Here is a 23,590-nt window from a genome sequence, read left to right on the forward strand (position 1 = left end):
TAGTGAATGGCAAGATCCGGACAAACCCAAAACAAAAGAGAAAAAGAGAAAAAGAAACTCAAAAAGCGTAAGGAAAAAGAAGCTAAACGCCTTGAGAGAAAAGAGAATTCGAACAAAGGAGGATCTTTTGAAGATATGATCGCCTATGTTGATGCTGATGGAAATCTTACAGATACCCCACCAGATCCATCGCAAAAAGTAGAAGTAGAAGCCGAAGACATAGAGATCGCTATACCCAAAAAAGAGGATAGGGAGGAGGAAGAAGTGGTTACAGATACCGAAGGTAAAGTTTCATTCTTCGATCATTCTAAAGGTTTTGGTTTCATTATTGGGAGTACAACCGGAGAAAAATATTTTGTTCATGTAAGTGGTCTTATTGATGAGATCGATGAAAATGACAAAGTAAGTTTTGAATTAGAGCAAGGCATGAAAGGCCTTAATGCGGTTAGAGTAAAAAAGATATAATCTTTCTTAGGCTTTGATTTTTAGACCTATAATAGTATTTAAATGATCCTGAAAGGTAAATAATTGAAAATTAATAGATTATTGTAGTGTATACGGAATATTTTAAATGTACATTTGCAAAGTTCAAATAGTTTAGTTCTTCACTTAAGTTATTCCATTCAGGATATTTAGAGTTTTGTTCACTTCAGTATTTAGACAGTAAAAAAATAAAAAGTACCAGTATCAATAATCCAAAATTTGCCCAGAAAAGGGCCTCTGATTTTTCCAAGACTTTAAGAAGTCGTGTAAATTCATATTTCAAGACCAATAATATCAGTAAACATGCCAATGGAAGTATGATCGTTAAGACCGTACTCATGTTACTGGTTTTTATTACTCCTTTGGTTATCGTTAATACAGGAATAATTTCCAGTGTTTGGCTAACCTTTGCCCTTTATATATTAAGTGGATTTGGAATGGCAGGAATAGGGATGGGAATTATGCATGATGCTATACATAATTCATATTCCAAAAATCAAAAGGTTAATAAATACCTGGGCTACACTTTAAACCTTATTGGCGCTAATGCCAGTATCTGGAGGATACAACATAATGTTCTTCATCATACATTTACCAATATAGAAGAGGCTGATGATGATATTAACCCTCCCTTTTTTCTAAGGTTCACTCCTCACACAAAGTGGTATTCCATCCATAAGTTTCAGCATATTTACTCTTGGTTCTTTTATGGCCTATCAACTGTATCCTGGGTTACCGCCAAAGATTTTGTGAGGATGGTAAAATTCAAAAAAATGGGTTTCTTTAAAGGAGGAACTGCTTTTAATAAAGAATTATCGAAAGTCATTCTCTGGAAAGTAATCTCGTTCGGTTTTGTACTTGTGCTCCCTATGATCATGTCTCCGGTAGCCTGGTGGATCATTTTACTGGCTTTTATAAGTATGCATTTTGTGACCGGCCTTATGATCACTACGATCTTTCAGCTTGCACATATAGTGCCTACAACTGAATATCCATTACCTAATGAAGAAGGAATAGTAGAGGGAGATTGGGCAAGCCACCAGTTATTTACAACCAGTAACTTTTCACCTAAAAGCAGGTTGTTTTCCTGGCTCATAGGCGGATTGAACTATCAAATTGAACACCATTTATTACCGAATATATGTCATGTTCATTATCGAAAGATTTCACATATAGTTGCGGAAACCGCTAAAGAATACGGTTTACCCTACCATAACAAACACAGTTTTTTCTCAGCCGTAGGCCAGCATTTTAAAATGCTACGTCACCTAGGAACTAGAGATAAACTTAGTGTTGGATAATAAAGATTGGATGCCGTACGATCTATAAACAAAGACGGTACATATAAATTAATAACAAGTATAGTAATGCAAGAAGGTAAAGTAAAGTTTTTCAATAATACCAAAGGATTTGGTTTTATAAAAGCTGACGATTCAAATGAGGACATCTTTGTACACTCAACCGGACTTATTGACGAAATTCGTGAAGATGACAGAGTTCAGTTCGAGGTTGAGCAAGGTAAAAAGGGTCTAAATGCGGTAAACGTAGAGGTGATCGACTAATTAATTTAGTTCACCATTAGATTTTAAATTAAAATGATCGTTGCCGGCCGATCTCAAACAACGGCAATTTTGTAACAATTAATAATAAAGTAATGCAAGTAGGTAAAGTTAAATTTTTCAATAATACCAAAGGATTTGGTTTTATTCAAACCGAAGATTCTAACGAAGACATTTTTGTTCACTCAAGTGGACTTATCGATGAAATTCGTGAGGACGATAAAGTTCAGTTTGAAACTGAGCAAGGTAGAAAGGGGCTAAACGCTATTAACGTTGAAGTAATCGACTAATTAGCTTTTTCCTTTAAAAAGCAAAAGCCATCTGATTCAGATGGCTTTTTTTATACTCAAAGATCAATAAGAGTGGTCTCATTTTAAGTCACTGTTATTATTTACAAATTTTAACCGTCAACAAATCTATTTTAAAGTGTCCTTCGTGAAAAACTCCTTAAGCTTCTTTTGCATATTTCTTTTCTCGGTTTTTCCATGCCTTCAGGGATTCTGTCAATCAAATATTAATTAATCAGAATTAGATAATCATGACAAACCAAATATTATATGGATAGTAGCTGAAGACCAGAGTGCCTATATTCCCACTTACGGAGATTCTACCATAACAACAAAAATGTTTAGAACTACATCCTCAAAATTTAATTATCAGTAATTCCAGGTGAGACCATAGAACAAATAACTTTTATTGGTATTTCTATTATATTTCCCCCTTTGATGGTCTTTTAGATTTCTTTAATAGATAATGAGAAAACATTTCCGATATTGAGGTTTGATCAACCAAACCTAAAAAAAATGTTCAAGAATAAGAACCTGATACTATATCTGGCAGCATCAATTCTGGCTTTATACTTTTTATTTCTTGGCCTTAGTAAGGCAAAAGGATTTTTCGCTCCACTCGTAACTGCTACCATCCTTAGTCTGGTTGTTTTACCTCTTTCCAATAAAATGGAAAAGTTTATGAAAAGGAACTGGGCCTCCCTTATAAATAGTCTTTTACTTTTTGGAATATCTATAGGTTTGATCGCTCTGGTATCTTTTCAAATAAGAAGTTTCGTAGAAGACTGGCCTCAGATTAGTGAGACCATGAAACCAAAAATTGAACAGGTTAAAGACTTTGCTTTAAGACACACTCCATTAGATAAGGAAGATATAAAGGAGGCAAAAAATGACTCTTCAGAATCTGGTTCTAAAACAGGTAAGAAAATCGCCAGCTTTATGAGCGGTTTATCGAGTTTTATGGCGAATTACCTGCTAACTTTTGTGTACGTTTTCTTTCTCCTGAACTATCGCCATATTTTTCGTGACTTTTTAATGAATGTTTTTCCAGATAGAAAAAGAGATACGATCAAAACCATTATCTCAAAATCGGTTAAAGTGGCTCCCCAATACCTGCTTGGGAAATTAACCTTGATGGGATTGCTGGCAATACTTTATTCCGTTGGCTTAGGAATTTCCGGAGTTAATAATTTTATACTGGTAAGTGTTATTGCAGCGGTTTTAACTCTAATCCCCTATGTGGGAAATATAATTGGTTTCACCATGGCCGTAGCCTTTGGGTTTCTAACCTCCGGAGAAACTACGGTTCTTGTGGGAATTGGATTAACCTTTATGATCACTCAGTTTGTGGAAAGTTATGTACTTCAACCTTATGTGGTTGGTGAAAGAGTAGATGTTCATCCTTTTTTTGTTATTGTCTCGGTCATTATAGGTAATATGGTTTGGGGAATTATTGGGATGATTCTGGCCATTCCTATTATGGGAATTATTACGGTAGTACTGTTGAACATAAAAAAGCTGGAGCCTTTAGGAATTTTGTTCAGCAAAAAGCAGTTTTCAGATAATTAAAAGCGGAGCTTGCATTAAATTGAAATGACTATTTGATTCAGCTGAAAAAATACAAGATTTATTTTTTATAATTCTTATCTTTAAAAGGCAGGTCCTGCACATTCTCTGTCCCTTTATCTATTTGCTTTCCTGCTTGTCGCGAAACCTTCAAAATAACAAGCGATGAAAGTTTACGATGATAAGCACATAAAGAACGTGGTTTTTGTAGGTGCTCACAATAGCGGCAAAACAACCCTTGCCGAAACTATGCTCTTTGAGGCCGGACTAATTAACAGAAGAGGTAGCGTAGAAAATAAAAATACAGTTGCAGATTACCACGAAATTGAACTTGAGAAGTCCAACTCAATTTTTGCTACTCCTTTACATACAGAATGGAGGAATTACAAGATTAACATTATCGATACACCAGGGCTGGATGATTTCATCGGTGAAGTTATTTCCTCAATCCGTGTAGCAGATACCATTGTAACCCTTATTAATGGGCAACAGGGAGTGGAGGTAGGAACAGAGATTATCTGGAATTACATTGATAAATACAGGAAACCTACATTATTTGTGATCAACCAAATAGATCATCCGGGTTTCAATGCTGAGAAAAATCTAAATTCCATCAGGAATCTTGTGGGAAATAATGCTGTACAAATACAGTATCCCATTAAAAAAGATGGAGCTCAATGCATTATTGATGTTTTAAAAATGAAGATGTATAAATTTTCTTCGGAAGGAGGGAAACCTGATAAACTGGAGATTCCGGAAGATCAGAAAGAAAAAGCCGATTATCTCCATAATGAACTGGTTGAAAAAGCTGCTGAGAACGATGAAGACCTCATGGAAAAGTTCTTTGAAAACGGTAGTCTTACCGAAGATGAAATGAGAAAAGGAATAAAGGCCGGGATGCTGAATCATGAACTCTTCCCTGTTTTTTGTGTTTCAGCCCTGAATGATATGGGAAGTGGAAGACTCATGGGATTTATTGACAATGTTTGTCCTGCCGCAGCTGATGTAAAAATAGGGGAGAGTACCGCCGGGCAAGACATTAATCCGGTAAGAGATGAGCCAACAATTTTATTCGTGTTCAAAACAGTACACCAGCCAAACCTGGGCCAGGTTTCGTTTTTTAAGGTAAAGAGGGGAGAAATAAAGCTTAATGACAAACTGGTGAATTCACGCACAGGTGAAACCGAAACCCTAAACCAGCTTTTTATAATGGACGGCAAACAGCGTATCTCGGTATCCCGTCTTACGGTAGGAGATATTGGTGCCAGCCTCAAATTAAAGTCAACCGAGACTAATGATACCCTTCACACCCTGGAAAAAGAAACGATTGTTAAACCTATCCAATATCCTCAACCCAGGTTTAAAAAAGCAATTATGGCGGTTAATAACAAAGATGAAGAAAAACTAAGTGAAGCCTTAAAAAAGATCCATAGCCAGGATCCTACAGTTGAAATAAGTTATTCGAAAGAGGGAAGACAGCTTATCGTTGCCTGCCAGGGAGAATTACATTTGGCCATAGTGGAATGGATCCTGAAAAATGTTTACGGAGTTGAAGTTAACTTTGACAAGCCGAAAATATCATTCAGGGAAACCATACAGAGATCGGCCAATGCAAATTATAGACATAAGAAGCAATCTGGTGGCTCTGGTCAGTTTGCCCAGGTGCATATTAAAATTGAACCCTTCTATGAAAATATGCCTGAACCTGAAGGATTTAATATCCGAGGAAAGGAAGAAGTAAAACTTCCCTGGGGAGGTAAGCTCATTTTCTATAACTGTATCGTAGGTGGAGCATAGATCAGCGATATTTGCCTTCTGTGATGAAGGGTGTACTTGAAGTTATGGAAGAGGGACCATTAACGGGTTCTTATATAAGAGATGTAAGGGTAATGGTATACGATGGAAAGATGCACTCTGTAGATTCTAATGATATTTCTTTTAAGATCGCGGGTGCACATGCATTCAGAGAAGCTTTTCTGAATGCGCAACCTAAACTCCTGGAACCAACCATGGAATTATTTGTGAAGGTGCCTGAGGATATGGTTGGAAATGTAATGACCGATCTGCAATCGCGAAGGGCTGTTATACAAGGTATAGATAGCGACGCAAACTACCAGATATTAAAGTGTATCGCTCCGGAATCTGAACTTTACGGTTATTCCACCGATCTTAGGTCACTAACTCAGGGTAGAGCGACATTCAGAACCAGCTTTTCTGCTTACCAACCGGTACCAAATAATGTTCAAAAAAATATGGTTAATTCTTCCTAACAAAAATTATATTAGAAATATAAAATAAGATTTAACACAGTAAGATGTTTACTTACAGTTATTTAGGTTTAAATTTAACCTGCGATTTATTTAGCTAACCCTCCCACAGAACCACCTCATTTATTTAACCTATCTCGCTTTAGATTTAAATATTTAGATAACCAATCAATTTTAATATTATGAGTAATGCAGTAATTATTACCGTGGCATTAAAGAATTCAAATGATAATCCACCAAAATTAAAACTAATAGATTCGTTAGGAGGTTCTGGCGATAACAATTTGAATACCGAGGTAGCTCTGGGTGCAAATGTCACCTGGGTACCAGATCTAGCATCAGGAATACAGAGTATCGAAATTGTACCAAAGGAAAATGAAACCAGCATATTTTCTACAAATCCTCATAATACAGGAAATGGAAATTATGAGGCTAGCATCGTAGAAAAGGAACCGGAAAAGAACGGGAAAAAGATCAAAAGTGAAGATTACTCCATTAAGTTTTATATAGATGGTGATCCGCAAAATTATACAGATGACCCAAAACTATCGATCAAAACCTGATAAATCTTAAAGAAAACTGAATTCCCTATGTTCAGCAAACAAAAGGTCTGCTTAGTTATAGGCTTAATTCTTCATTTGCAAATTTCTGTATTGGCACAGGATCAAAAACTGGCCGATAGCCTGAGATATGCTTATGATGAAGGAAATTTTGAGAATGAACTGGAAGTTCTACAGAAAATTTCGGAATACGAAAGCGACCCCAGTATTGCCTTGAACTATTCTGAAATTTTAATTGAAAAAGCAATAAAGAGATCGGAATATGGATTTGCCCATTCCGGATTTTTACAAAAAGGGAATCATTTACAATCACTTGGTAATTATACCGAAGCTTTGCAGGCTTACTTCGAAAGTGAAAAGCAGGCCGATTTAGCAGATGATAACCTTGGGAAAGCTGGGGTTTTGATCTCTATTGCCGACACCTATTCTGAAATGGGCAATTCCAGGAATGCAAAATCATATTATCGCCGTGGGCTAAAGGAAATTAGGGTGCTCAATGATTCAATCGTGCTGGGAACAACCCTGTTGAATGCTGGAGATGAATATCTCAAGACAAAGCATTATGATAGTGCTATGCATTATTTTGAAGAGTCTAAATTGATTTTTCAAAAACTGGAGATTCCCATAGGATTGGCTTATAATTATGGAAATTCCGGAATGGTTTACGCCGAAACAGGCCGGGATTCTCTCGCTGAAAAGAATATACTTGCTGCCATAGATATTCTGGAAGAATTAGAAGATTATCATCCCATAGCCGTATATCTCACATATTTGTCCGACATCTATATACGGAAGAATAATACGGAAATGGCATTTTATTATGCTGATAAAAGTTTAAGCCTGGCCAGGAAACAGGATCTAAAAAAGGAAATTAGCGCTGCACACCTGAAGCTGGCACAATTAAATAAAGCTGTTGGAAATTTTGAAGAAGCTTATGGCCATTATGAAAACTATGTAGTTTATAGAGACAGCATAAAAAATATTACAGCCGTTCAGGAAATGGCGCGCTTACGTACCGAAAATGAAATTGCAAAAAAACAAAATGAGGTAGATCTCCTCGCTCAAAAAGAAAAAACACAAAAGGCGGTGATGATCGCAACTGGAATAGCCCTGCTTCTAATTGGATCGATCGCTTTTGGTTTATTCAGAAGAAATAAATTCATTTCCAGAACCAAAGAGATCATTGAAAAAGAGCGAAACAGGTCAGATCAATTATTGCAGAATATCCTGCCAGAAGAAACCGCTCTGGAATTAAAGAATTCCGGGAAAGTGAAATCCAAAAGGTTCGATTCTGTAAGCGTACTTTTTGCCGATTTTGTTGGCTTCACCAAATATTCTGAACAGCTAAGCCCGGAAGAGGTTGTGGACAGTGTAGATTTCTATTTTTCCAAATTTGACGAGATCATTGAAAAATATAAGCTTGAAAAGATCAAGACCTTAGGTGATTGTTATATGTGTGCCGGTGGATTGCCTTTTCCGGTAAAAGACCACGCCCAAAGGCTGGTACTCGCGGCATTTGAAATGATCGAATTCGTTCGGCACTTTAAGGCTAAATCTGAAATAGACAGTAAAGAGGTGGTCTTTAATATGAAAATCGGAATCAATTCCGGACCGGTAGTAGCCGGGGTGGTAGGAACGAAAAAATTCGCCTATGATATTTGGGGCGATACCGTAAATATTGCTTCCAGGATGGAATCACTGTCAGAACCGGGACAAATAAATATTTCTGATAGCACCTGTAATTTGATCAGGGAAGATTTCATCTGCGAATATAGAGGCGAGATGGAGGTAAAGAACAGGGCGGTAATGAAGATGTATTTTGTGAAAGGGGTAAAAGAAAAATCAAGAAAATCTATTCTTGCCGAAGCCAACAGTAGTAATCAAAAGGGAATTTAGATGCTCTATATCAACATTTTCAACCTTTGGTTTTCTTTAACTCAATGAATGTATGACCTTGTAAGTCAACGAATTATATATATTCTAATTCGGGAAATCTAAAAATTTCTCCTAAATTTACAAATCCCTGAAAACCAGAACGAAACCCTCTTTGGTTTTAATTTGTCTCATCTCTTTTTGTCGTAATCAACCAATTCAAATAAATAAAATGGAAACCAACCAAAATTCAAAAGTCATGAGTAGTAATGCAATAATTATTACAGTTAGTTTAAAGAACTCTAATTCCAATCCACCAAAACTGAAATTAAAAGATTCAAAAGGTAAAAACCCTAAAAATGAAAATTTAACTACAGATGTTTTTCCTGGTAATGTAATAACCTGGATTCCAAATGATAGTTCCGGTGTTAGCGAATTAACCGATATCAAATTAAAGAATAAGGATGGTACAAACCTTCTGGAGGGTTCCATTTCCAGATTAGGAAACAAACTGCAGGGGAAAGTAATAGGGGAACCACTTACTCCTCCAGGTAAGGACAGAATGGTTTATCAAATTGGATTCAAAATATATGGAGATGATAATGAATATTGGAGCGATCCGGTATTACAAATGAATTATTAGTATGAGGAACCCGCCCAAGTTTTTTTTATTTAAATCTTTGATCATTCTTCTTTTCGCAATTTCATTTGCTTCAGCTCAAAATACTAAAGCTTTAGATAGCCTTATTGAACAATATGAATTGGGAAAAGTTGAGGGGGATAATTTGCCAATTTTAAAGCAAATAGCCGAAAAACTACAGAATCCTGAGCGTAAAAAGAAGTATGCCGATTTGCTTATTCAGGAAGCGGCGAAGGATACTAACTATTTATATCTCATAAGTGGATATCTTCAGAAAGGACATGCTTTTCAATTAAAAGGCGATTATGCTGATGCCTTGGAGGCCTACTTTAAAAGCAGGGATCTTTCCGTTAAGAGTGATGATGACTTAGGTGTTGGAGCAGCTACAATCTCTATTGCCAACACTTATGCAATGAGCGGAAACTTTAAAACTGCTAATGACTATTATGATAATGGTATAGAATCACTAAGAAAAATTGGAGATAGTGTTCGTATCGCTACAGCCTTGCAAAATGCCGGTGATTTTGCGTTTAAGGCTGGATTTTATGATGAAGCCCTGGAATACCTGGAAGAATCCAAAGAGATTTTTTCGAGAAAAAATTTTCAATTAGGCCTGGCATATTCGATAGGGACCATAGGTATGGTATATGCCGATCAAAATAAAGAGGAATTAGCCAGGGAGAATATGAATCAGGCTATTGGTATGCTCGAAGAACAAAAGCAGTACTATCCTATATCTGAATTTCTGATGAGTTTCTCCAATATATATGCAAAGCAGGATGAATTAGATCTGGCAATTTCCTATGCAAACAGAAGTTTAATCCTGGCCAAAGAATATAATTTGAAAGACCAGATAAGTGAAGCAAATCTTCAGCTTTCTGAACTCTATAAACAAAAAGCTAATTATCAATCAGCTTACGAATATTATAGGGACCATATTAAGTTCAGAGATAGTATTACCAATGTTGGGGCCGTTCAGGAAATGGCTAGAATACGTACAGATAATGAGATCGCCCGAAAACAGGTGGAGATCGATCTTATGGAGCAACAAAGAAGAACCCAGAAATTTATTGGAATTGCCACTGCCGTTGCTCTGCTATCTATTATAATAATTGCCATTGGTCTTTACAGAAGAAATAAATACATAAATAAGACTAAAAAGATCATTGAAAATGAGAGAAACAGGTCAGATAAACTTTTATTGAATATTCTTCCGGAAGAAACCGCCAGGGAATTAAAATTTGCCGGTAGGGTGAAATCCAAAAAATTTGAAATGGTCAGCGTGCTTTTTGCGGACATAGTGGGATTTACAAAAATATCGGAAACCTTCTCACCTGAAGATCTGGTAAAAAAAGTGGATAATTACTTTTCAAAATTCGACCAGTTAATGGAAAAATATTCCCTCGAAAAGATTAAAACCATGGGCGATTGTTACATGTGTGCCGGAGGTTTGCCTTTTCCTTCAAAAGAACACGCTGTGAATATTGTTCTTGTAGCTTTTGAGATGATGGACTACATGCATGAAATGAGGAGAAGAAATGAAGAATTATACAATTTCCATTTAAGAATTGGAATAAACTCGGGACCTGTAGTAGCCGGGGTAGTGGGTAGTAAAAAATTCAGTTATGATATTTGGGGTGACACTGTAAATATCGCTTCAAGGATGGAATCCAGTTCAGAAATGGATAAAATAAATGTTTCTGCCAACACCTATGAATTAATTAAAGATGATTTTGATTGCGAATACAGGGGAGAGATAGAGGTTAAGAATAAGGGATCTATGAGGATGTACTATGTAAAGGCAATTAAGAACAAAACACTTCTGAATGACCTAAAAGCCAGAATTGGTAAAAAGGAGCTATTGAAGGAATCTGGTTAGAACTCATTTTTATTAAGCGTTTTCGCAAAACAGAGGCTGTTTTCCATATTCTCGTATGGACTGTATTTATTGATTCTTTTATAATTATTCCTGGTATATAGACCTATTGCTTCTGTTTGTCTTTTCCCGGTTTCCAGTATACATTTGGTATAACCCAATTCTGAAGCCCATAATTCAAGGATTCTGAGTATTTTACTCGCATAACCTTTATTGCGCTCACCGGGAAGTACAAACATTCTTTTGATCTCCACTATGCCTTCAGAATATTTTTTGATCGCTCCGCAGGCAACCGGAGTGTTCTCTTTATATAAAAGGACCACGTGTTTTATTTTATCTAATTTGTTGAACTGATCATAAAAATCATGTTCATCTCCATCACATACGGCAAGATATTCATCAAGCTTCTTTACCAGGTGTATAAAATCCTGGTCATCTGAATTTGTTCTTTTTATTCTTATCATTTTGGAAAGAATTTGGACTTTTTAAAGTATAAATACTTTCTGAAATATGAATGCCTAAAGCAAAATTAAAATTTATGATTTCATTGGGGGCTAAACATTCCGGTGCTTTTTAGTTTTATGGAAAAGTAAGAATATGAGAAAAATATCTGTTTATATAGCCTTTTGTTTTAGTATTGGCTTACTTAGTTGCCAGGAGAAAAATCAAAAGGATGGAGAGGTTCCAGAGGCTGTAAAAATTGCCTTTCAAAAGAAATACCCGGGAGAGAATGATCCTGACTGGGAACAGGATGATCATGGTTACTGGGAGTCTCATTTCAAAAAAGATGGAGAGAAATATAGGGCCGATTTTAATGCTGATGGTACCTGGATAGAAACTGAAAACGATATAAAGAAAAAAAATTTACCTGAAGCAATAAAAAAGGCAATTAAGGAAAAATATTCGGAATATAAGATCGCTGAAGTAGAACATGTTTTAAATGCCGAAAAGGGGGAATTCTTTGATGTTGAATTTAAACAAAAAGGCAAAAATAAAGACGTAATGTTTCGTGCAGACGGTTCTGAGATCAAGGAATAAGGTATGAGAAGGCAATTTGGAGCAAAACCCAGAAAAGAAGATCTTGAAAAATATACCAGATCTAATAACTGGCAGGTAAATAAGTTCCAGAACCTCGAGGACACCAGTATGAATATCAATATTCAGGATCTCCCGAAATTGCTATACAAACAATTCTGCCAAAAACAGGGTCGAGAACCTGAGAAGCCAATTCCTATTGAACCTTTCGATAAGGCTGATTTTTTGAAAGAGTCCAGTGATTCTAAACTCATTTGGTACGGACATTCGGTTTTGCTTTTAAGGCTGAATTCTAAAACCATTCTTATAGATCCTATGTTTGGCCAGGATGCCGCACCAATCTCTCCCTTCGGTATAAAACGCTTTAGTAATGACACACTAAATATTATCGATGATTTACCCGAAATCGATCTTGCCTTGATATCTCATGATCACTATGACCACCTGGATCTTAATAGCATTCAAAAATTGATTCCAAAAGTCAGGAAATTTGGTATGGCCCTTGGTGTTGCCAGGCATCTTAAAAAATGGGGTGTTCCGGAAAATAAAATGGTAGAATTAGACTGGTGGGAAGATCTTAATTTTAATGACATTAAGATCACATTTACTCCAACCAGGCATTTTTCAGGGAGAGGACTCATGGACCGTTCAAGATCTCTCTGGGGAGGATGGGTTTTAAGAACACCTAAGGAAAATATCTGGTTTAGTGGAGATAGTGGATATGGAAATCATTTTAAGGAAATAGGAGAGAGGTTGGGTCCTTTTGATTTTGGGATCATGGAATGCGGTCAGTACAACGAGAAGTGGCATCAGATACATATGTATCCTGAAGAAAGTATTCAAGCAGCTTTAGACGTGGGATTGAAAAAGATTATGGCAGTACATTGGGCGGGATTTGCACTGGCACAACACCACTGGAAAGATCCAATTCGAAGGTTTATAAGCGCTGCAGCCGGTACCAGTCTAAAATTAAGCCATCCGAAACCTGGAGAAATTTTTACTGTTAAACAATTAAAAGATCATTCCTGGTGGGAAGCATTTAAATGATTTCTTATGAACGATTTAGTGAGAATTGGATTAGGTGGAGGTTGTCATTGGTGTACCGAGGCAGTTTTTCAAAGCCTGAAGGGAGTTAAAAAGGTTGATCAAGGCTATATTTCCGCGAGTAATGATACAGATACTTTTTTTGAAGGCGTGATTGTCCATTTTAATCCAGAGATTATAAATCTGGAAATTCTTATTGAGATTCATTTGAAAACTCACCAGAGTGCTAAAAATCATAGTTTGCGTTCCAGATATCTTTCAGCGATCTATGCCTTTGATAAACTTCAGTATGCTGAAGCGAAAAATAAATTAAAACGACTCTCAGAACAGAGCCTAGATTTTATTACTCAGGTTCATTTCCTTGGAGAATTTAAGGCTTCTCGTGAACAAATAACCAATTATTACAAAACAGACCCTGAAAGACCATTTTGTAAGAAGTATATAGTTCCGAAGTTGGAACTCATTCAGAATGATTTTGTAAATTACATCAAATAGGCAGTTTACACCCTATAGAAAGTTGTTTCGATTGCATCCCCAAAGCATATTCTAATTGGTACCCTGTAGATTTTTGTTATTCACTAAACTCATTAGCCTGGTATGTTACAAAATGTATTGTTAGAACGCGAAATTTATTCTTCTGAAGAACATAAAATGACCCGTAAGATGATCCAGGATTTCATCAAGAATGAAATGATGGATAAGTTAGAAGAATGGGAGAAAAATGGCATGGTAAGTCGAAGAATATGGGAACGTGCTGGTGAATTAGGTTTATTGTGTATGGATATTCCTATGGATTTTGGTGGAGGAGGATTGGATTTTAGTTTTAACGCTTTATTTATTGAAGAACTTGGTAAAAAAGGCGTTAGCGGCCCCGGATTTTCTCTTCATTCAGATGTGGTTGCTCCATATATTCTGAAATATGGAACCGAAGCTCAAAAGATAAAATATCTTCCTCAAATGGCTTCCGGTAAAATGATCACATCTTTAGGAATGACCGAGCCAGACTGCGGTAGTGATCTTCAGGCGATCAAAACAAAAGCGGTAGATAATGGTGATCATTATCTTGTAAATGGTCAGAAAACCTTTATAACGAATGGTTTTATGAGTGATATGTCGTTGGTTGCCGTTAAAACAAACCACGGAATAGAAAATGAAGGTATATCTCTGTTGTTGATTGAAAGTGGATCTAAAGGTTTTGAAAAAGGAGTTCCTTTTAAAAAAATTGGGATGAAAGCCCAGGATACTTGTGAATTGTTTTTCGACGATGTAAAGGTTCCGAAAGAAAATTTACTGGGACAGGAAGGATCAGGTTTTAAAATAATGATGACGGAGTTAGCCAGGGAGCGTTTAATAGTCGCTTTAAACGCTATCGGCGGTGCTGAAGGCGCTATAGAAAATACCATTGAATATACTTCAACAAGAACAGCCTTTAAACAACCAATTGCCGGATTCCAGAATACCCAATTCAAACTTGCCGAATGTGCATCTCAACTACAGATACACCAGGCATTTCTGGATCGCTGTATAAAATTATTGTCGGAACATAAACTGACTGCCGAAAGTGCTTCCATGGCAAAATATTCCGCAACCGAAATGTATAATAAAGTTGTAGATGAATGCCTGCAGTTATTTGGTGGATACGGTTATATGTGGGATTATCCAATTGCGCGGATGTATGCAGATAACCGTGTGGCAAGAATTTATGCCGGTACCAATGAGATCATGAAGGTTTTGATCGCACGGGGTTTATTCAGGGAGTTGTTTCAGGGAATAAAGAATAAGAGCTGAGTAAAGGCCTAAATAAACTTATTAGTAAGTGAAAATATCACATTTCCATAAATATTAATAAACCGCAATATGAACTATAATTTATATTATGTAAAATAGAAAATATTATAGTAAAGAATGATATAATGATTTAGCCACTCCTATTATTGATTCAATTGAAACTTTAACGTTCCCCTCTAAGGAAAATATTTGCAAGTTCACATAATCATATCAGTTACAACATTAAAAAAACACTATAAATTACTGTAAAACAGGTTTTTAGATGTTATTTTTGTCGAATATTCTTTGTAATTCAAAATTAAGATGACAATTCATCCAAATTCAGTTATTAACTTTCTGCCACCAGAATTCATCAAGGAAATTCATCAGCTTGAGTTTGGAAATATAATATTCCTGGATAAAACAATAGTAACCGAAATTAATGAAGGAATTATATATGGCTGGGAATATGGTAGTAAAGTTATTGCCCTTGCTGAAAAGTATTACGGGAAAGATTTTTATGTTAATTATATGGCTAACCGTATTTATGATTATTCCGTAGTCGCCCAGGATTGGTCCAAATTCTTTGAAGAAAACAGGCGGCTAAGGAGTTTTTGCATCGTAACCCACAGCATGATTGGTACTACCAATATTGCTATAGAGCGGTTATTCTACAAAAAAGGAAAAATAATGCATTTTACAGACCTAAAACTGGCGTTGGAATACACTGGCAATTTGCCTGGTTAAAGATCTTCAGAACTTCTGTATTTACCTTCATACGAAATCGGGGTTCTTTGTGTACTAACTACACGGGTTCTGGCCTTTTTATTAGGATATAGGGTAACGTCGAAATTCATGATTTCTCCATTTCTCATTCCCCTGAATTTGATCAAAATAATGCCTTTGGTCTCATTTACATCTTTCTCAAGGTCATTTAAAGGTCCTGAATAGACAATTCCACCCTCGGTATCGGCATAGTTCCCTCCTGCGTGTCTTACTCCAAAATATGGAAGAAAAATATCTACACTATCATTCTTAAAAATTAAATGATTTGGATTCCCTATTAGATTAATATTGTTGGAATTGTTTGGAAAGGCCCAATCATTTTGAATCTCAAAATCACCAGATTCTACCAGCTCTTTTAATTCTGAAAAATCACCTTCATCAGAAATATTTTTATTCCCTCCACATGCAACAATACTGAACAATATAAACAGGTAAATCGCAGAATAAAACCTATATGGTATAAATTTATAGAATAGAAAATTATGCATATTAGAAAATTTAAGCATCATAAATTACGAATTTAAAACCTGCGTGAAAGATCCTTCTGAAAATTTTTAAATAAAAAATTTTAAAGTGAACGTCGTTACTCTGTTCATAATCCGTCTTCCATATACTAATTCAGCTTATTTTAGTTTATTAGTCTTCAATAAGAAATTGACCTGTATATTTTAAATTTGTGATAAAAAATCCGGTAATTTAATTACCGGATAGATCATAAATTAATTCACAGTAACTATTCTTACTCGTCAGAACCACTAATAGATTTTAATGTATCCTGAATGGCCTCATCTTCCTCTTTAGTAACTCTTTTGTCATCGCCCTTTACTTTTAAATTTCCATCTCCATCCTTTTTTAAGCTATCATCTTTTTCATGAAAGTTAGAAGGTCGGCCTGAATTTTTCTGCCAGTCTGCCTGTTCTTTTTTATTTTCTTCTGCCATAATTCTTCTTTTTCTCAATTTAAGAATTGAATTTGTTGTTGCATGATCATTTAGATATCATTTAACAACCAATTAGGGCATTTTTACATTGAAAACGAACGCACGGTATTTTAATAAGGCTACAAAAATTGTCGCTCCAAGGGCATTACCAACTAATGCCGTAATTAAAACCTTTAAATAGCTTAATAGGTTTATTTCAGGAGAAACCAGCATTCCTGCAAATATTTCAATATTTCCAATAATACTGTGATGCAAACCGGCAAAACCCATTACCGCGGTGATTATATATATAATGAGTATCTCTGAAGTAGTTTCTTTTGAGGATGTAACCAGCCAGCTAAGTAACCCCATAAGCCAGCCCGCAAGGATGGCACTTACCAAAATAGTGGGCAGGTCATAATTTGCGTAATGTTCACCGATTTTTGCAATAACTCCTTCATCAAAAATGTTAAGGTTCGGACCTATCCAGGATAAAGTCAATGCGATTAGAATTCCTCCAATCAAATTACCCAGGATAACGATTCCCCATATCTTCAGCATACTTAAAATACTTCTTCCACCACTAAGAACCGGTAGCGCTAATAGAGATGTTTGTTCAGTAAATAGAATAGACTGCCCAAGTACAACCAGGATAAATCCTAGAGGATATACCAGAGCGATTAATTTAAAAAGAGTATCCTCCTCTACTCTGCCTTCAAAAAAACCAAATATTGAACATATCATCAGGAAACTGAATCCAATCTCTAAACCTGCCGTAAAGGAACTTAAGAGTATGCTTCTGCTGCTTCTATCATAAGTTTCACATCCTTCTATGATCTGTTCCCTAAGAATCTCTCCATGGGTTTTGGTCCTGGTTTGATCTTTAGATTCAGAATTGTCCATTTCTTTATCAACGATCTTGTCTCCTTTTTTTTCTTTTTCTGAATCCATTTAATCAATGTTGGTTATTTACCCGTAAAATTAAAGAATCCGAAGAAGTAACTTCCTCCGGATTCTATGATTATAAAATTTTTAATATTATACGTGTAATTGTTCTTTAGGTACCTGATCCCAGATTTTTAGTGCTTCATTCCGGCAAAGCTGTATCATTTTGAATTCATTATGCCTTTCTTCCTTGTCTGAATTATAGAACATGTTACAATAAGTAAAACCATATTCCTTTGCATCCCGGGCTGAAGCTCCATAGTATATATAATCTATTCCTGCCCAATGGGCAGCTCCAAGGCACATCATACAGGGTTCGCAACTTGCGTAGAGTACGCAGCCCTCTAAACTACGACTACCAAGTTGCCTACATGCTCTTTGTATGGCCCTGGTTTCAGCATGCTGAGTACAATCACCCTTGCATAAAACCTCGTTTCTAGATTCAGCAATGATCTCATCACCTTTCGAGATCACTGCACCAAAAGGACCTCCATTATCCATATCTCTTCCCTCACGAGCCAATTTTAAGGCCCTACTCATCATTTTCTTCTGTACATCCTTTGTTTCCATAACAACTTAAAGCTACGGAAATAATAATGGCTCAGAGACTATTTTAGAAATTTTACGGCGAGATTATGCTGAATTTAAGGTATGCACCATAAACTCTAAAAATAGTGCTAAATGTTTGCTAATTCTAGCCTAAGATGCTTTGCCCCTCATCAGATTTTAGGTTTATTTAAATAAATAAAAATTACAATATATGGAAGCTATTTTTGAATTCGTAAACATAGAAAAAAGTGATAATCTTGAAGCTTTTACACAAAAGAAACTAGATAAAGTCGAAAACAAATATGACTGGGTGGTTAGAGCAAATGTTTATTTCAAAAGAGACGAGAATCAAAAACCAAACGGTTACATTACAGAAATCAGACTAAGTGCTCCAGGACCTGAAATTTTCGCACAGTCTAATGAAAATTCCTTTGAAGCATCAATAGCACAAACCGTTAACGATGTGGAAAGACAGTGTAGTAAGCGAAAGGCAAAAATGAGTACACACTAATTTTGGAAAATAATTAAAATTGAAAAGCCCTTTCAAATTTGAAAGGGCTTTTTTGGTTTAGTTAATGAATTAAAAGGTAGTAGTAACAGCACTAGCCCCCGGAACATCATCTGAATATACAGGTGCATAATTTCCACTATCTATTGGAAGTTCAAAAACAAGGAATTTCTGTTGAGCTCGCTCTGCCACGAAAATCGCGTTTTTAGAGTTGCTGAAATCAACATCTACTGGGTTACCCAACTCCGTTTGATCTCCCGCTATTCTAATTTGATCCTCCATAGAGATTATTCCATCACTATTTACAGCCGCCATGAATTTTGTAGTAAAAGATGATATTATAACTATAGCACCATCATCTGCGCTACCCGCATCACCAATATCAGTCAATACCATGGTATCTGAATAAGCATCATATTTTAAACCATGGGTTCTAACGAGGCCTTCAATCGCAACTTCAGCTGTAGGATCAAGATCTCCACTTTTTGCTCTGAAAAAATCCTGAAACCATGCCAGCTTATTCGTGGCATCCTCAATTGCCCAAAGATCCTTACCTACTATCTGAATTCCCCATACCTGAAAGTCGACATTGAACTCGCGATAATCGGAAATATTTTTTTCGTTTACATGGTAACTGACTAGTCTTCCGCCTTCGGCTAAATCATCGGCAATAACAACTTTATTGTTATAAAAAGTTGCCTCTCGACCATTACTAAAAGTTGATGGTCCTGTTGCGGTAGTCATTAACATATCCCCATCTGAAGCTTTATCATATCCTCCATACGCAACCAACTCAGAATCTGTTCTGTTAACTTGATAAATCGCATCTCTTTTTTGATCATAAACTATTCCATCTGCGTCTGCATAAGGAACTTCAAAACTCAATCTTTGTGGATTGGAAATACCATTCACCACATCGTAGTAATTAATCACACCAGAAGTATTGGAAGAAACCAGAACCCCATAATTATTACTTTTTGTTACCGATTTTAAATCTGCCGTAGAATTGGTGATCTCCTGAGGTTCTTTTTCACATCCCGTAATTGCCATTGCTATTACCAGAATGGCTAAAAAATAATTTTTCATAATTAAAACTTTAATTGGTTTATATAAATACATACGAACACCTGTAAATCAAAGTTTTACAAAAGAAGAGATTTAATAAAGTTTAGGTTTAATTTCACATTTATACCATTCTATAGGTTAGATATATCGATAAAAAAAGCCCCTTCAGTTTTTTTATGAAAGGGCTTTCCTATTTATTAAATTTTGTTCTTCAAAAAATAAAATCGAATATCAGGCCTTTAGGTCCTCTTCTTCAAGTCGATCTTTGAATTCATTTATGATCCCACCTTTTAGAAGAACATCGATCTGGCGATCACTCATTGAATGCTTGGTTTCAAACTCTTCTCTTTTACCATCCTCATTTTTTACGATTACTTTGATGTTATTTCTGTTTCTAACATCTTCTCTCAGGTTTCTGAAGTAAACACTATCCCCCTGCTCTATTTTATCGTAATCTTCAATGTTTATAAATTCTAATGGCAGGATTCCGAAATTCACGAGATTTTGCCAGGCGATACGAGCATAAGAATTTGCAATTACAGCAACCTGTCCTAAATATTTAGGAGCGATCGCAGCATGCTCCCTACTGGAACCCTGAGCATAATTATCTTTAGCTACCACAATATGTCCTCCATGGATATCCTTAGCCTCCATAGCTCTATCGTAAAAACTTTCATCTATTACCGTGTAGGAATATTTACTTATTTCTGGAAGGTTACTTCTGAAAGGCAAGACTTCTGCCCCAGCCTTTAGGATTTCATCTGTAGATATATTGTCTCCCATTTTTAATAGTACGGGTACAGAATATTTTTCCTGCATAGGCTCAATGTAGGGTAATGATTTAATATTTGGTCCCTTCTGAAGTTCTATTCCCGTTCCATCCTCTGGCGGTGCCACTAACATCTCAGTGTTAATAATTTCAATTTCGGGATGCTCAAATTTTGGATATTTCATATCGTAGATCTTTTCAAGATCTCTTGGATCTGTGATTTTTCCGGTAAGTGCTGAAGCTGCCGCTGTTTCCGGGCTACATAAATGCACTTTGTCATCCTTGGTTCCAGATCTATCTGGGAAATTTCTTGGCATTGTACGTAAGCTAATAGTTCCTGAAGCCGGTGCCTGCCCCATTCCTATACATCCCATGCAACCAGATTGATGGAACCTTGCTCCTGCCTTGATTAAATTGGCAAAAGCCCTGTTATCTATCATGTTCTGGATCATTTGCCTTGAAGTTGGGTTTATATCGAAGGAAACATCATTATTTACAGATTTACCTTCAACGATGGCACCTGCTATCCAGAAATCCCTCAATCCCGGATTTGCAGAAGATCCTATAACTACCTGACTTATTTCTTTACCTTCTACTTCTCTAACGGGAACAACATTTCCCGGGCTGGTTGGAAGGGCGATCAAGGGAACAAGCTCATCCAGTATAATCTCATCTTCAAAATCATAGGTACAACCTTCATCAGCTTTTAATTCAACCCAGTCATCTTCACGTTTCTGTGATCTTAAAAATCTCTTAGTTTCCTCATCACTAGGGAAAACAGTGGTTGTCGCTCCCAGCTCAGCCCCCATATTAGCAATTACATGACGATCCATGGCACTAAGGTTTTTTAAGCCCTCACCATAATATTCGATAACCTTTCCTACCCCACCTTTTACATCGTATCTTCTTAACATCTCCAGGATCACATCCTTAGCACTAACCCAATCTGGCAATTTACCTGTAAGCTTTACTCCCATGACTTTAGGCATTTTCACGAAGTATGGCTGCCCGGCGATAGCTGCGGCAACATCAAGCCCGCCGGTACCTATTGCCAACATACCTAAAGATCCTGCGGCTGGTGTATGGCTATCTGAGCCAACCATAGTTTTTCCTGGTTTCCCAAATCTTTGCATATGAACGGGATGGCTTACTCCATTTCCGGGTCTACTGTACCATAATCCAAATCTTTGTGCTGCAGAATGGAGAAATAAATGGTCATCGGCATTTTTAAAATCGGTTTGAAGCAGGTTGTGATCTACATATTGTACCGCAACCTCGGTTTGGGCTTTTTTTAATCCCATTGCTTCAAGTTCAAGCTGTACCAGGGTACCCGTCGCATCTTGTAAGAGAGCCTGATCTATTTTGATCCCGATCTCCTTTCCAGGTTCCATTTCTCCTTTTAATAGGTGTTCCTTAATTAGTTTTTGTGTGACATTGAGTTTTGACATAGTTGGAAATTTTGAACTTTAAATTACCAACTTTTAAAGGAAAACTTCCCCCATTTAACAGAACCTTAGCCTTAAAACAAGTTTTTTTGATGGAATCGATGAGCTTAAAAAATTGTTTAAATCAATTTTATTAATTTGGATAACTGAACCTTAACTAAATACCGAATTTTCAAATGAATCCCATAGTAAAAAGGGCTATCGTAGGTGGAATTGTTTCAACAATGGTTATGGCTAGTGGAACTATTATCCTTGGACAAATTTCAGGTTATAAAGCCATGGATCTTTTACAACATTCCATGTCTGGGATAAATATGTTATGCAATACCGTTATTCTGGGTTCCACTACTATTCTTGCCTTAATGCTTACCTTACTTGGTTTAAGCCGATCTTCAGATTCCAGGTTAACCAAGAGACATTATAAAGACGTATTAATGATCGCTAAATCTGATACCATACTTATCGTAATAGCGGTTATAACCTTTTTAATGTTCAACTTACCAATAAGCGAATCAGAACAGGTAGGCAAATCCTGGTATCAAATGATCTATTATTCAAGTTTAGGAATGGCCTCAATACTTGGAGGTGGATTCGTAGCTGTAGTGATGATGCTTTACGGTACAATAACAAATGTGATCCTTATCGTGGGGCTGGGAAAAAAGGATCACCCATTGATTTCCGATAAGGGTGCAGAACAGGCAGAGAAAAAAGACAAAGAGATGGAAGAAGAAAAGAAGCAGGCTCAAAATGCATAAAAAAGAAGGGCTCTTTAGAAGTAATTATTTGAAGGATCTACTGAATTCAAGGTAATCATGTTCAAACAAAAAGCTTTCTAAACAGCCCTCGGTAATTTAATTCCGGATAAATTTAGCTTTTGCCAAGCTTATTCAGAATATCGATCTGTTCTCCTTCTTCCAGGTTAAAACCAGGTTTTCCTTTTCTTGGGAATAGAAAACTGAAGGGAGTATCGAAAGCTGCCCAGCTTTCAGCCAGGCCAAAATCATTATTTTCGTTTTTCTTTTCGGGACGTATGAAGGTATTTAATTCTGAATCGTAATCAGATCCTACAGCGTCTTCTCCCGGAAATAACATTCCATCATTTATTTCAGTATAAACTACAACAGATGCACCTTCGCTTCCTGGAAGATCGAAAATGTTGATATCGAAACTATCCAGGACTTTGTCTTTTGCTGTAATATCTTTTGTTTTAAAATCGTCCTTAAAATTATTTCTAGGATGTGCATAAACTGGTGCACCACCGGCATCTTCAGAAATGGTTTTTAGATCGGCATAGGCAGATTTTAAAACTCCGTCACAAGTGATAAGAATACCTTTTATATTGTATCCTTCTTCTACCAGCCTTTTAATCGCATCTTTAGAAGATTTTTCAACCACATCTATTAGCAACATATCTCTTCTGTTAAGATGTCTAATTGCATATCCCTGGTTAAATACACCATTCTCTTCTTCCCCTTTTATTACAAAAGTATCTGGGATTAATTTCAAAAATTTGCCGGTTTCACCTTGCTGAATATACTCAGCCGTCTGGCTATGAATCACCTCCATCTTATCTACTGTCTTCATATAAATTTATTTTTTGAATTGATCATTGAAGATACAAAACAAGCCTAAGTAGGTCAATGCAGTT

Annotated in this window: 26 protein-coding genes; 18 read left to right on the forward strand and 8 right to left on the reverse strand. The window is 36.3% G+C overall.

The window, feature by feature from the left end:
• Positions 1 to 6 precede the first annotated feature (6 nt).
• The 11 genes from ML462_RS07880 to ML462_RS07930 all read left to right on the forward strand — a co-directional run bounded on the left by ML462_RS07880 (position 7) and on the right by ML462_RS07930 (position 11,113).
• Positions 7 to 465: a cold-shock protein gene (locus ML462_RS07880; protein ID WP_240713263.1), complete on the forward strand. Its 459-nt coding sequence runs from the start codon at positions 7 to 9 to the stop codon at positions 463 to 465.
• Positions 466 to 800: 335 nt separating this feature from the next.
• Positions 801 to 1,784 (forward strand): fatty acid desaturase family protein, encoded by a 984-nt coding sequence (locus ML462_RS07885; RefSeq protein WP_240713264.1) that lies wholly within the window; start codon positions 801 to 803, stop codon positions 1,782 to 1,784.
• A 66-nt stretch (positions 1,785 to 1,850) separates the two neighbouring features.
• Positions 1,851 to 2,045, forward strand: a complete 195-nt coding sequence (locus tag ML462_RS07890; protein WP_240713265.1) for a cold-shock protein — start codon at positions 1,851 to 1,853, stop codon at positions 2,043 to 2,045.
• Positions 2,046 to 2,137: 92 nt separating this feature from the next.
• The gene (locus tag ML462_RS07895; protein ID WP_240713266.1) at positions 2,138 to 2,332 is read left to right on the forward strand and encodes a cold-shock protein; all 195 of its coding nucleotides are present in this window, start codon (positions 2,138 to 2,140) and stop codon (positions 2,330 to 2,332) included.
• 513 nt (positions 2,333 to 2,845) lie between these two features.
• A complete protein-coding gene (locus tag ML462_RS07900; RefSeq protein WP_240713267.1) occupies positions 2,846 to 3,898 on the forward strand; it encodes an AI-2E family transporter in 1,053 nt (350 codons plus the stop codon).
• A 162-nt stretch (positions 3,899 to 4,060) separates the two neighbouring features.
• Entirely contained in the window at positions 4,061 to 5,692 is a 1,632-nt protein-coding gene (locus ML462_RS07905; RefSeq protein ID WP_262914748.1) for an elongation factor G, read from the forward strand.
• A gap of 23 nt (positions 5,693 to 5,715) precedes the next feature.
• Positions 5,716 to 6,165, forward strand: coding sequence for a translation factor GTPase family protein (locus ML462_RS16090; protein WP_262914752.1), 450 nt, complete (start codon positions 5,716 to 5,718; stop codon positions 6,163 to 6,165).
• A 179-nt stretch (positions 6,166 to 6,344) separates the two neighbouring features.
• Entirely contained in the window at positions 6,345 to 6,725 is a 381-nt protein-coding gene (locus ML462_RS07915) for a hypothetical protein (protein WP_240713268.1), read from the forward strand.
• Positions 6,726 to 6,815: 90 nt separating this feature from the next.
• Positions 6,816 to 8,618 carry an adenylate/guanylate cyclase domain-containing protein gene (locus ML462_RS07920; RefSeq protein WP_240713269.1) on the forward strand — a complete coding sequence of 601 codons (1,803 nt, stop codon included), beginning with the start codon at positions 6,816 to 6,818 and terminating at the stop codon, positions 8,616 to 8,618.
• A gap of 208 nt (positions 8,619 to 8,826) precedes the next feature.
• Positions 8,827 to 9,237, forward strand: a complete 411-nt coding sequence (locus tag ML462_RS07925; RefSeq protein ID WP_240713270.1) for a hypothetical protein — start codon at positions 8,827 to 8,829, stop codon at positions 9,235 to 9,237.
• A gap of 37 nt (positions 9,238 to 9,274) precedes the next feature.
• Positions 9,275 to 11,113, forward strand: a complete 1,839-nt coding sequence (locus ML462_RS07930) for an adenylate/guanylate cyclase domain-containing protein (RefSeq protein WP_240713271.1) — start codon at positions 9,275 to 9,277, stop codon at positions 11,111 to 11,113.
• On the opposite strand, the gene ML462_RS07935 is transcribed toward ML462_RS07930, so the two are convergent.
• A complete protein-coding gene (locus tag ML462_RS07935; protein WP_240713272.1) occupies positions 11,110 to 11,574 on the reverse strand; it encodes a GNAT family N-acetyltransferase in 465 nt (154 codons plus the stop codon). The two genes, ML462_RS07930 and ML462_RS07935, sit on opposite strands and share 4 nt — an antisense overlap.
• Positions 11,575 to 11,707: 133 nt before the next feature.
• On the opposite strand from ML462_RS07935, the gene ML462_RS07940 reads away from it, so the two are divergent.
• The 5 genes from ML462_RS07940 (at position 11,708) to ML462_RS07960 (ending at position 15,703) form a co-directional block, all read left to right on the forward strand.
• Positions 11,708 to 12,148 carry a PepSY-like domain-containing protein gene (locus ML462_RS07940; protein ID WP_240713273.1) on the forward strand — a complete coding sequence of 147 codons (441 nt, stop codon included), beginning with the start codon at positions 11,708 to 11,710 and terminating at the stop codon, positions 12,146 to 12,148.
• Between the two features lie 3 nt (positions 12,149 to 12,151).
• A complete protein-coding gene (locus ML462_RS07945) occupies positions 12,152 to 13,192 on the forward strand; it encodes an MBL fold metallo-hydrolase (RefSeq protein WP_240713274.1) in 1,041 nt (346 codons plus the stop codon).
• Between the two features lie 6 nt (positions 13,193 to 13,198).
• Entirely contained in the window at positions 13,199 to 13,684 is a 486-nt protein-coding gene (locus tag ML462_RS07950) for a peptide-methionine (S)-S-oxide reductase (RefSeq protein WP_240713275.1), read from the forward strand.
• A 102-nt stretch (positions 13,685 to 13,786) separates the two neighbouring features.
• Positions 13,787 to 14,977 (forward strand): acyl-CoA dehydrogenase family protein, encoded by a 1,191-nt coding sequence (locus ML462_RS07955; protein WP_240713276.1) that lies wholly within the window; start codon positions 13,787 to 13,789, stop codon positions 14,975 to 14,977.
• Positions 14,978 to 15,280: 303 nt separating this feature from the next.
• Positions 15,281 to 15,703, forward strand: a complete 423-nt coding sequence (locus ML462_RS07960) for a hypothetical protein (RefSeq protein WP_240713277.1) — start codon at positions 15,281 to 15,283, stop codon at positions 15,701 to 15,703.
• Here ML462_RS07960 and ML462_RS07965 read toward each other — a convergent pair.
• From ML462_RS07965 to ML462_RS07980, 4 genes are all read right to left on the reverse strand, one after another.
• A complete protein-coding gene (locus ML462_RS07965; protein ID WP_240713278.1) occupies positions 15,700 to 16,251 on the reverse strand; it encodes a DUF4251 domain-containing protein in 552 nt (183 codons plus the stop codon). The two genes, ML462_RS07960 and ML462_RS07965, sit on opposite strands and share 4 nt — an antisense overlap.
• A gap of 230 nt (positions 16,252 to 16,481) precedes the next feature.
• Positions 16,482 to 16,682, reverse strand: coding sequence for a hypothetical protein (locus ML462_RS07970; protein ID WP_240713279.1), 201 nt, complete (start codon positions 16,680 to 16,682; stop codon positions 16,482 to 16,484).
• A gap of 72 nt (positions 16,683 to 16,754) precedes the next feature.
• On the reverse strand, positions 16,755 to 17,612 hold the full coding sequence (locus tag ML462_RS07975; RefSeq protein WP_240713280.1) for a formate/nitrite transporter family protein: 858 nt from the start codon (positions 17,610 to 17,612) through the stop codon (positions 16,755 to 16,757).
• An 87-nt stretch (positions 17,613 to 17,699) separates the two neighbouring features.
• A complete protein-coding gene (locus ML462_RS07980; protein WP_240713281.1) occupies positions 17,700 to 18,176 on the reverse strand; it encodes a nucleoside deaminase in 477 nt (158 codons plus the stop codon).
• Positions 18,177 to 18,366: 190 nt separating this feature from the next.
• Between ML462_RS07980 and ML462_RS07985 the strand changes: the two genes are divergently transcribed.
• Positions 18,367 to 18,666, forward strand: a complete 300-nt coding sequence (locus ML462_RS07985; protein ID WP_240713282.1) for an HPF/RaiA family ribosome-associated protein — start codon at positions 18,367 to 18,369, stop codon at positions 18,664 to 18,666.
• A 69-nt stretch (positions 18,667 to 18,735) separates the two neighbouring features.
• Here the strand turns inward: ML462_RS07985 and ML462_RS07990 are convergent, their stop codons facing one another.
• Positions 18,736 to 19,749, reverse strand: a complete 1,014-nt coding sequence (locus ML462_RS07990) for a hypothetical protein (protein WP_240713283.1) — start codon at positions 19,747 to 19,749, stop codon at positions 18,736 to 18,738.
• Between the two features lie 210 nt (positions 19,750 to 19,959).
• Positions 19,960 to 21,945 carry an aconitate hydratase gene (locus ML462_RS07995; protein WP_240713284.1) on the reverse strand — a complete coding sequence of 662 codons (1,986 nt, stop codon included), beginning with the start codon at positions 21,943 to 21,945 and terminating at the stop codon, positions 19,960 to 19,962.
• Between the two features lie 173 nt (positions 21,946 to 22,118).
• Between ML462_RS07995 and ML462_RS08000 the strand changes: the two genes are divergently transcribed.
• Positions 22,119 to 22,697, forward strand: coding sequence for a hypothetical protein (locus ML462_RS08000; RefSeq protein ID WP_240713285.1), 579 nt, complete (start codon positions 22,119 to 22,121; stop codon positions 22,695 to 22,697).
• A 112-nt stretch (positions 22,698 to 22,809) separates the two neighbouring features.
• Here the strand turns inward: ML462_RS08000 and ML462_RS08005 are convergent, their stop codons facing one another.
• On the reverse strand, positions 22,810 to 23,526 hold the full coding sequence (locus ML462_RS08005; RefSeq protein ID WP_240713286.1) for an MBL fold metallo-hydrolase: 717 nt from the start codon (positions 23,524 to 23,526) through the stop codon (positions 22,810 to 22,812).
• Positions 23,527 to 23,590 lie beyond the last annotated feature (64 nt).

This window comes from Christiangramia lutea, assembly GCF_022489035.1.
In the GTDB taxonomy this organism is placed as follows: domain Bacteria; phylum Bacteroidota; class Bacteroidia; order Flavobacteriales; family Flavobacteriaceae; genus Christiangramia; species Christiangramia lutea.

Bases quoted from the DNA above. Each gene is read 5' to 3' on its own strand.
- ML462_RS07895 (WP_240713266.1), top strand. From the start codon at position 2,138: ATGCAAGTAGGTAAAGTTAAATTTTTCAATAATACCAAAGGATTTGGT.
- ML462_RS07900 (WP_240713267.1), top strand. From the start codon at position 2,846: ATGTTCAAGAATAAGAACCTGATACTATATCTGGCAGCATCAATTCTG.
- ML462_RS07980 (WP_240713281.1), bottom strand. From the start codon at position 18,176: ATGGAAACAAAGGATGTACAGAAGAAAATGATGAGTAGGGCCTTAAAA.
- ML462_RS08005 (WP_240713286.1), bottom strand. From the start codon at position 23,526: ATGAAGACAGTAGATAAGATGGAGGTGATTCATAGCCAGACGGCTGAG.
- ML462_RS07890 (WP_240713265.1), top strand. From the start codon at position 1,851: ATGCAAGAAGGTAAAGTAAAGTTTTTCAATAATACCAAAGGATTTGGT.
- ML462_RS07905 (WP_262914748.1), top strand. From the start codon at position 4,061: ATGAAAGTTTACGATGATAAGCACATAAAGAACGTGGTTTTTGTAGGT.
- ML462_RS07940 (WP_240713273.1), top strand. From the start codon at position 11,708: ATGAGAAAAATATCTGTTTATATAGCCTTTTGTTTTAGTATTGGCTTA.
- ML462_RS07965 (WP_240713278.1), bottom strand. From the start codon at position 16,251: ATGATGCTTAAATTTTCTAATATGCATAATTTTCTATTCTATAAATTT.
- ML462_RS07945 (WP_240713274.1), top strand. From the start codon at position 12,152: ATGAGAAGGCAATTTGGAGCAAAACCCAGAAAAGAAGATCTTGAAAAA.
- ML462_RS07950 (WP_240713275.1), top strand. From the start codon at position 13,199: ATGAACGATTTAGTGAGAATTGGATTAGGTGGAGGTTGTCATTGGTGT.
- ML462_RS07935 (WP_240713272.1), bottom strand. From the start codon at position 11,574: ATGATAAGAATAAAAAGAACAAATTCAGATGACCAGGATTTTATACAC.
- ML462_RS07955 (WP_240713276.1), top strand. From the start codon at position 13,787: ATGTTACAAAATGTATTGTTAGAACGCGAAATTTATTCTTCTGAAGAA.
- ML462_RS07975 (WP_240713280.1), bottom strand. From the start codon at position 17,612: ATGGATTCAGAAAAAGAAAAAAAAGGAGACAAGATCGTTGATAAAGAA.
- ML462_RS07915 (WP_240713268.1), top strand. From the start codon at position 6,345: ATGAGTAATGCAGTAATTATTACCGTGGCATTAAAGAATTCAAATGAT.
- ML462_RS07960 (WP_240713277.1), top strand. From the start codon at position 15,281: ATGACAATTCATCCAAATTCAGTTATTAACTTTCTGCCACCAGAATTC.
- ML462_RS07970 (WP_240713279.1), bottom strand. From the start codon at position 16,682: ATGGCAGAAGAAAATAAAAAAGAACAGGCAGACTGGCAGAAAAATTCA.
- ML462_RS07990 (WP_240713283.1), bottom strand. From the start codon at position 19,749: ATGAAAAATTATTTTTTAGCCATTCTGGTAATAGCAATGGCAATTACG.
- ML462_RS07925 (WP_240713270.1), top strand. From the start codon at position 8,827: ATGGAAACCAACCAAAATTCAAAAGTCATGAGTAGTAATGCAATAATT.
- ML462_RS07885 (WP_240713264.1), top strand. From the start codon at position 801: ATGATCGTTAAGACCGTACTCATGTTACTGGTTTTTATTACTCCTTTG.
- ML462_RS07995 (WP_240713284.1), bottom strand. From the start codon at position 21,945: ATGTCAAAACTCAATGTCACACAAAAACTAATTAAGGAACACCTATTA.
- ML462_RS08000 (WP_240713285.1), top strand. From the start codon at position 22,119: ATGAATCCCATAGTAAAAAGGGCTATCGTAGGTGGAATTGTTTCAACA.
- ML462_RS16090 (WP_262914752.1), top strand. From the start codon at position 5,716: ATGAAGGGTGTACTTGAAGTTATGGAAGAGGGACCATTAACGGGTTCT.
- ML462_RS07880 (WP_240713263.1), top strand. From the start codon at position 7: ATGGCAAGATCCGGACAAACCCAAAACAAAAGAGAAAAAGAGAAAAAG.
- ML462_RS07985 (WP_240713282.1), top strand. From the start codon at position 18,367: ATGGAAGCTATTTTTGAATTCGTAAACATAGAAAAAAGTGATAATCTT.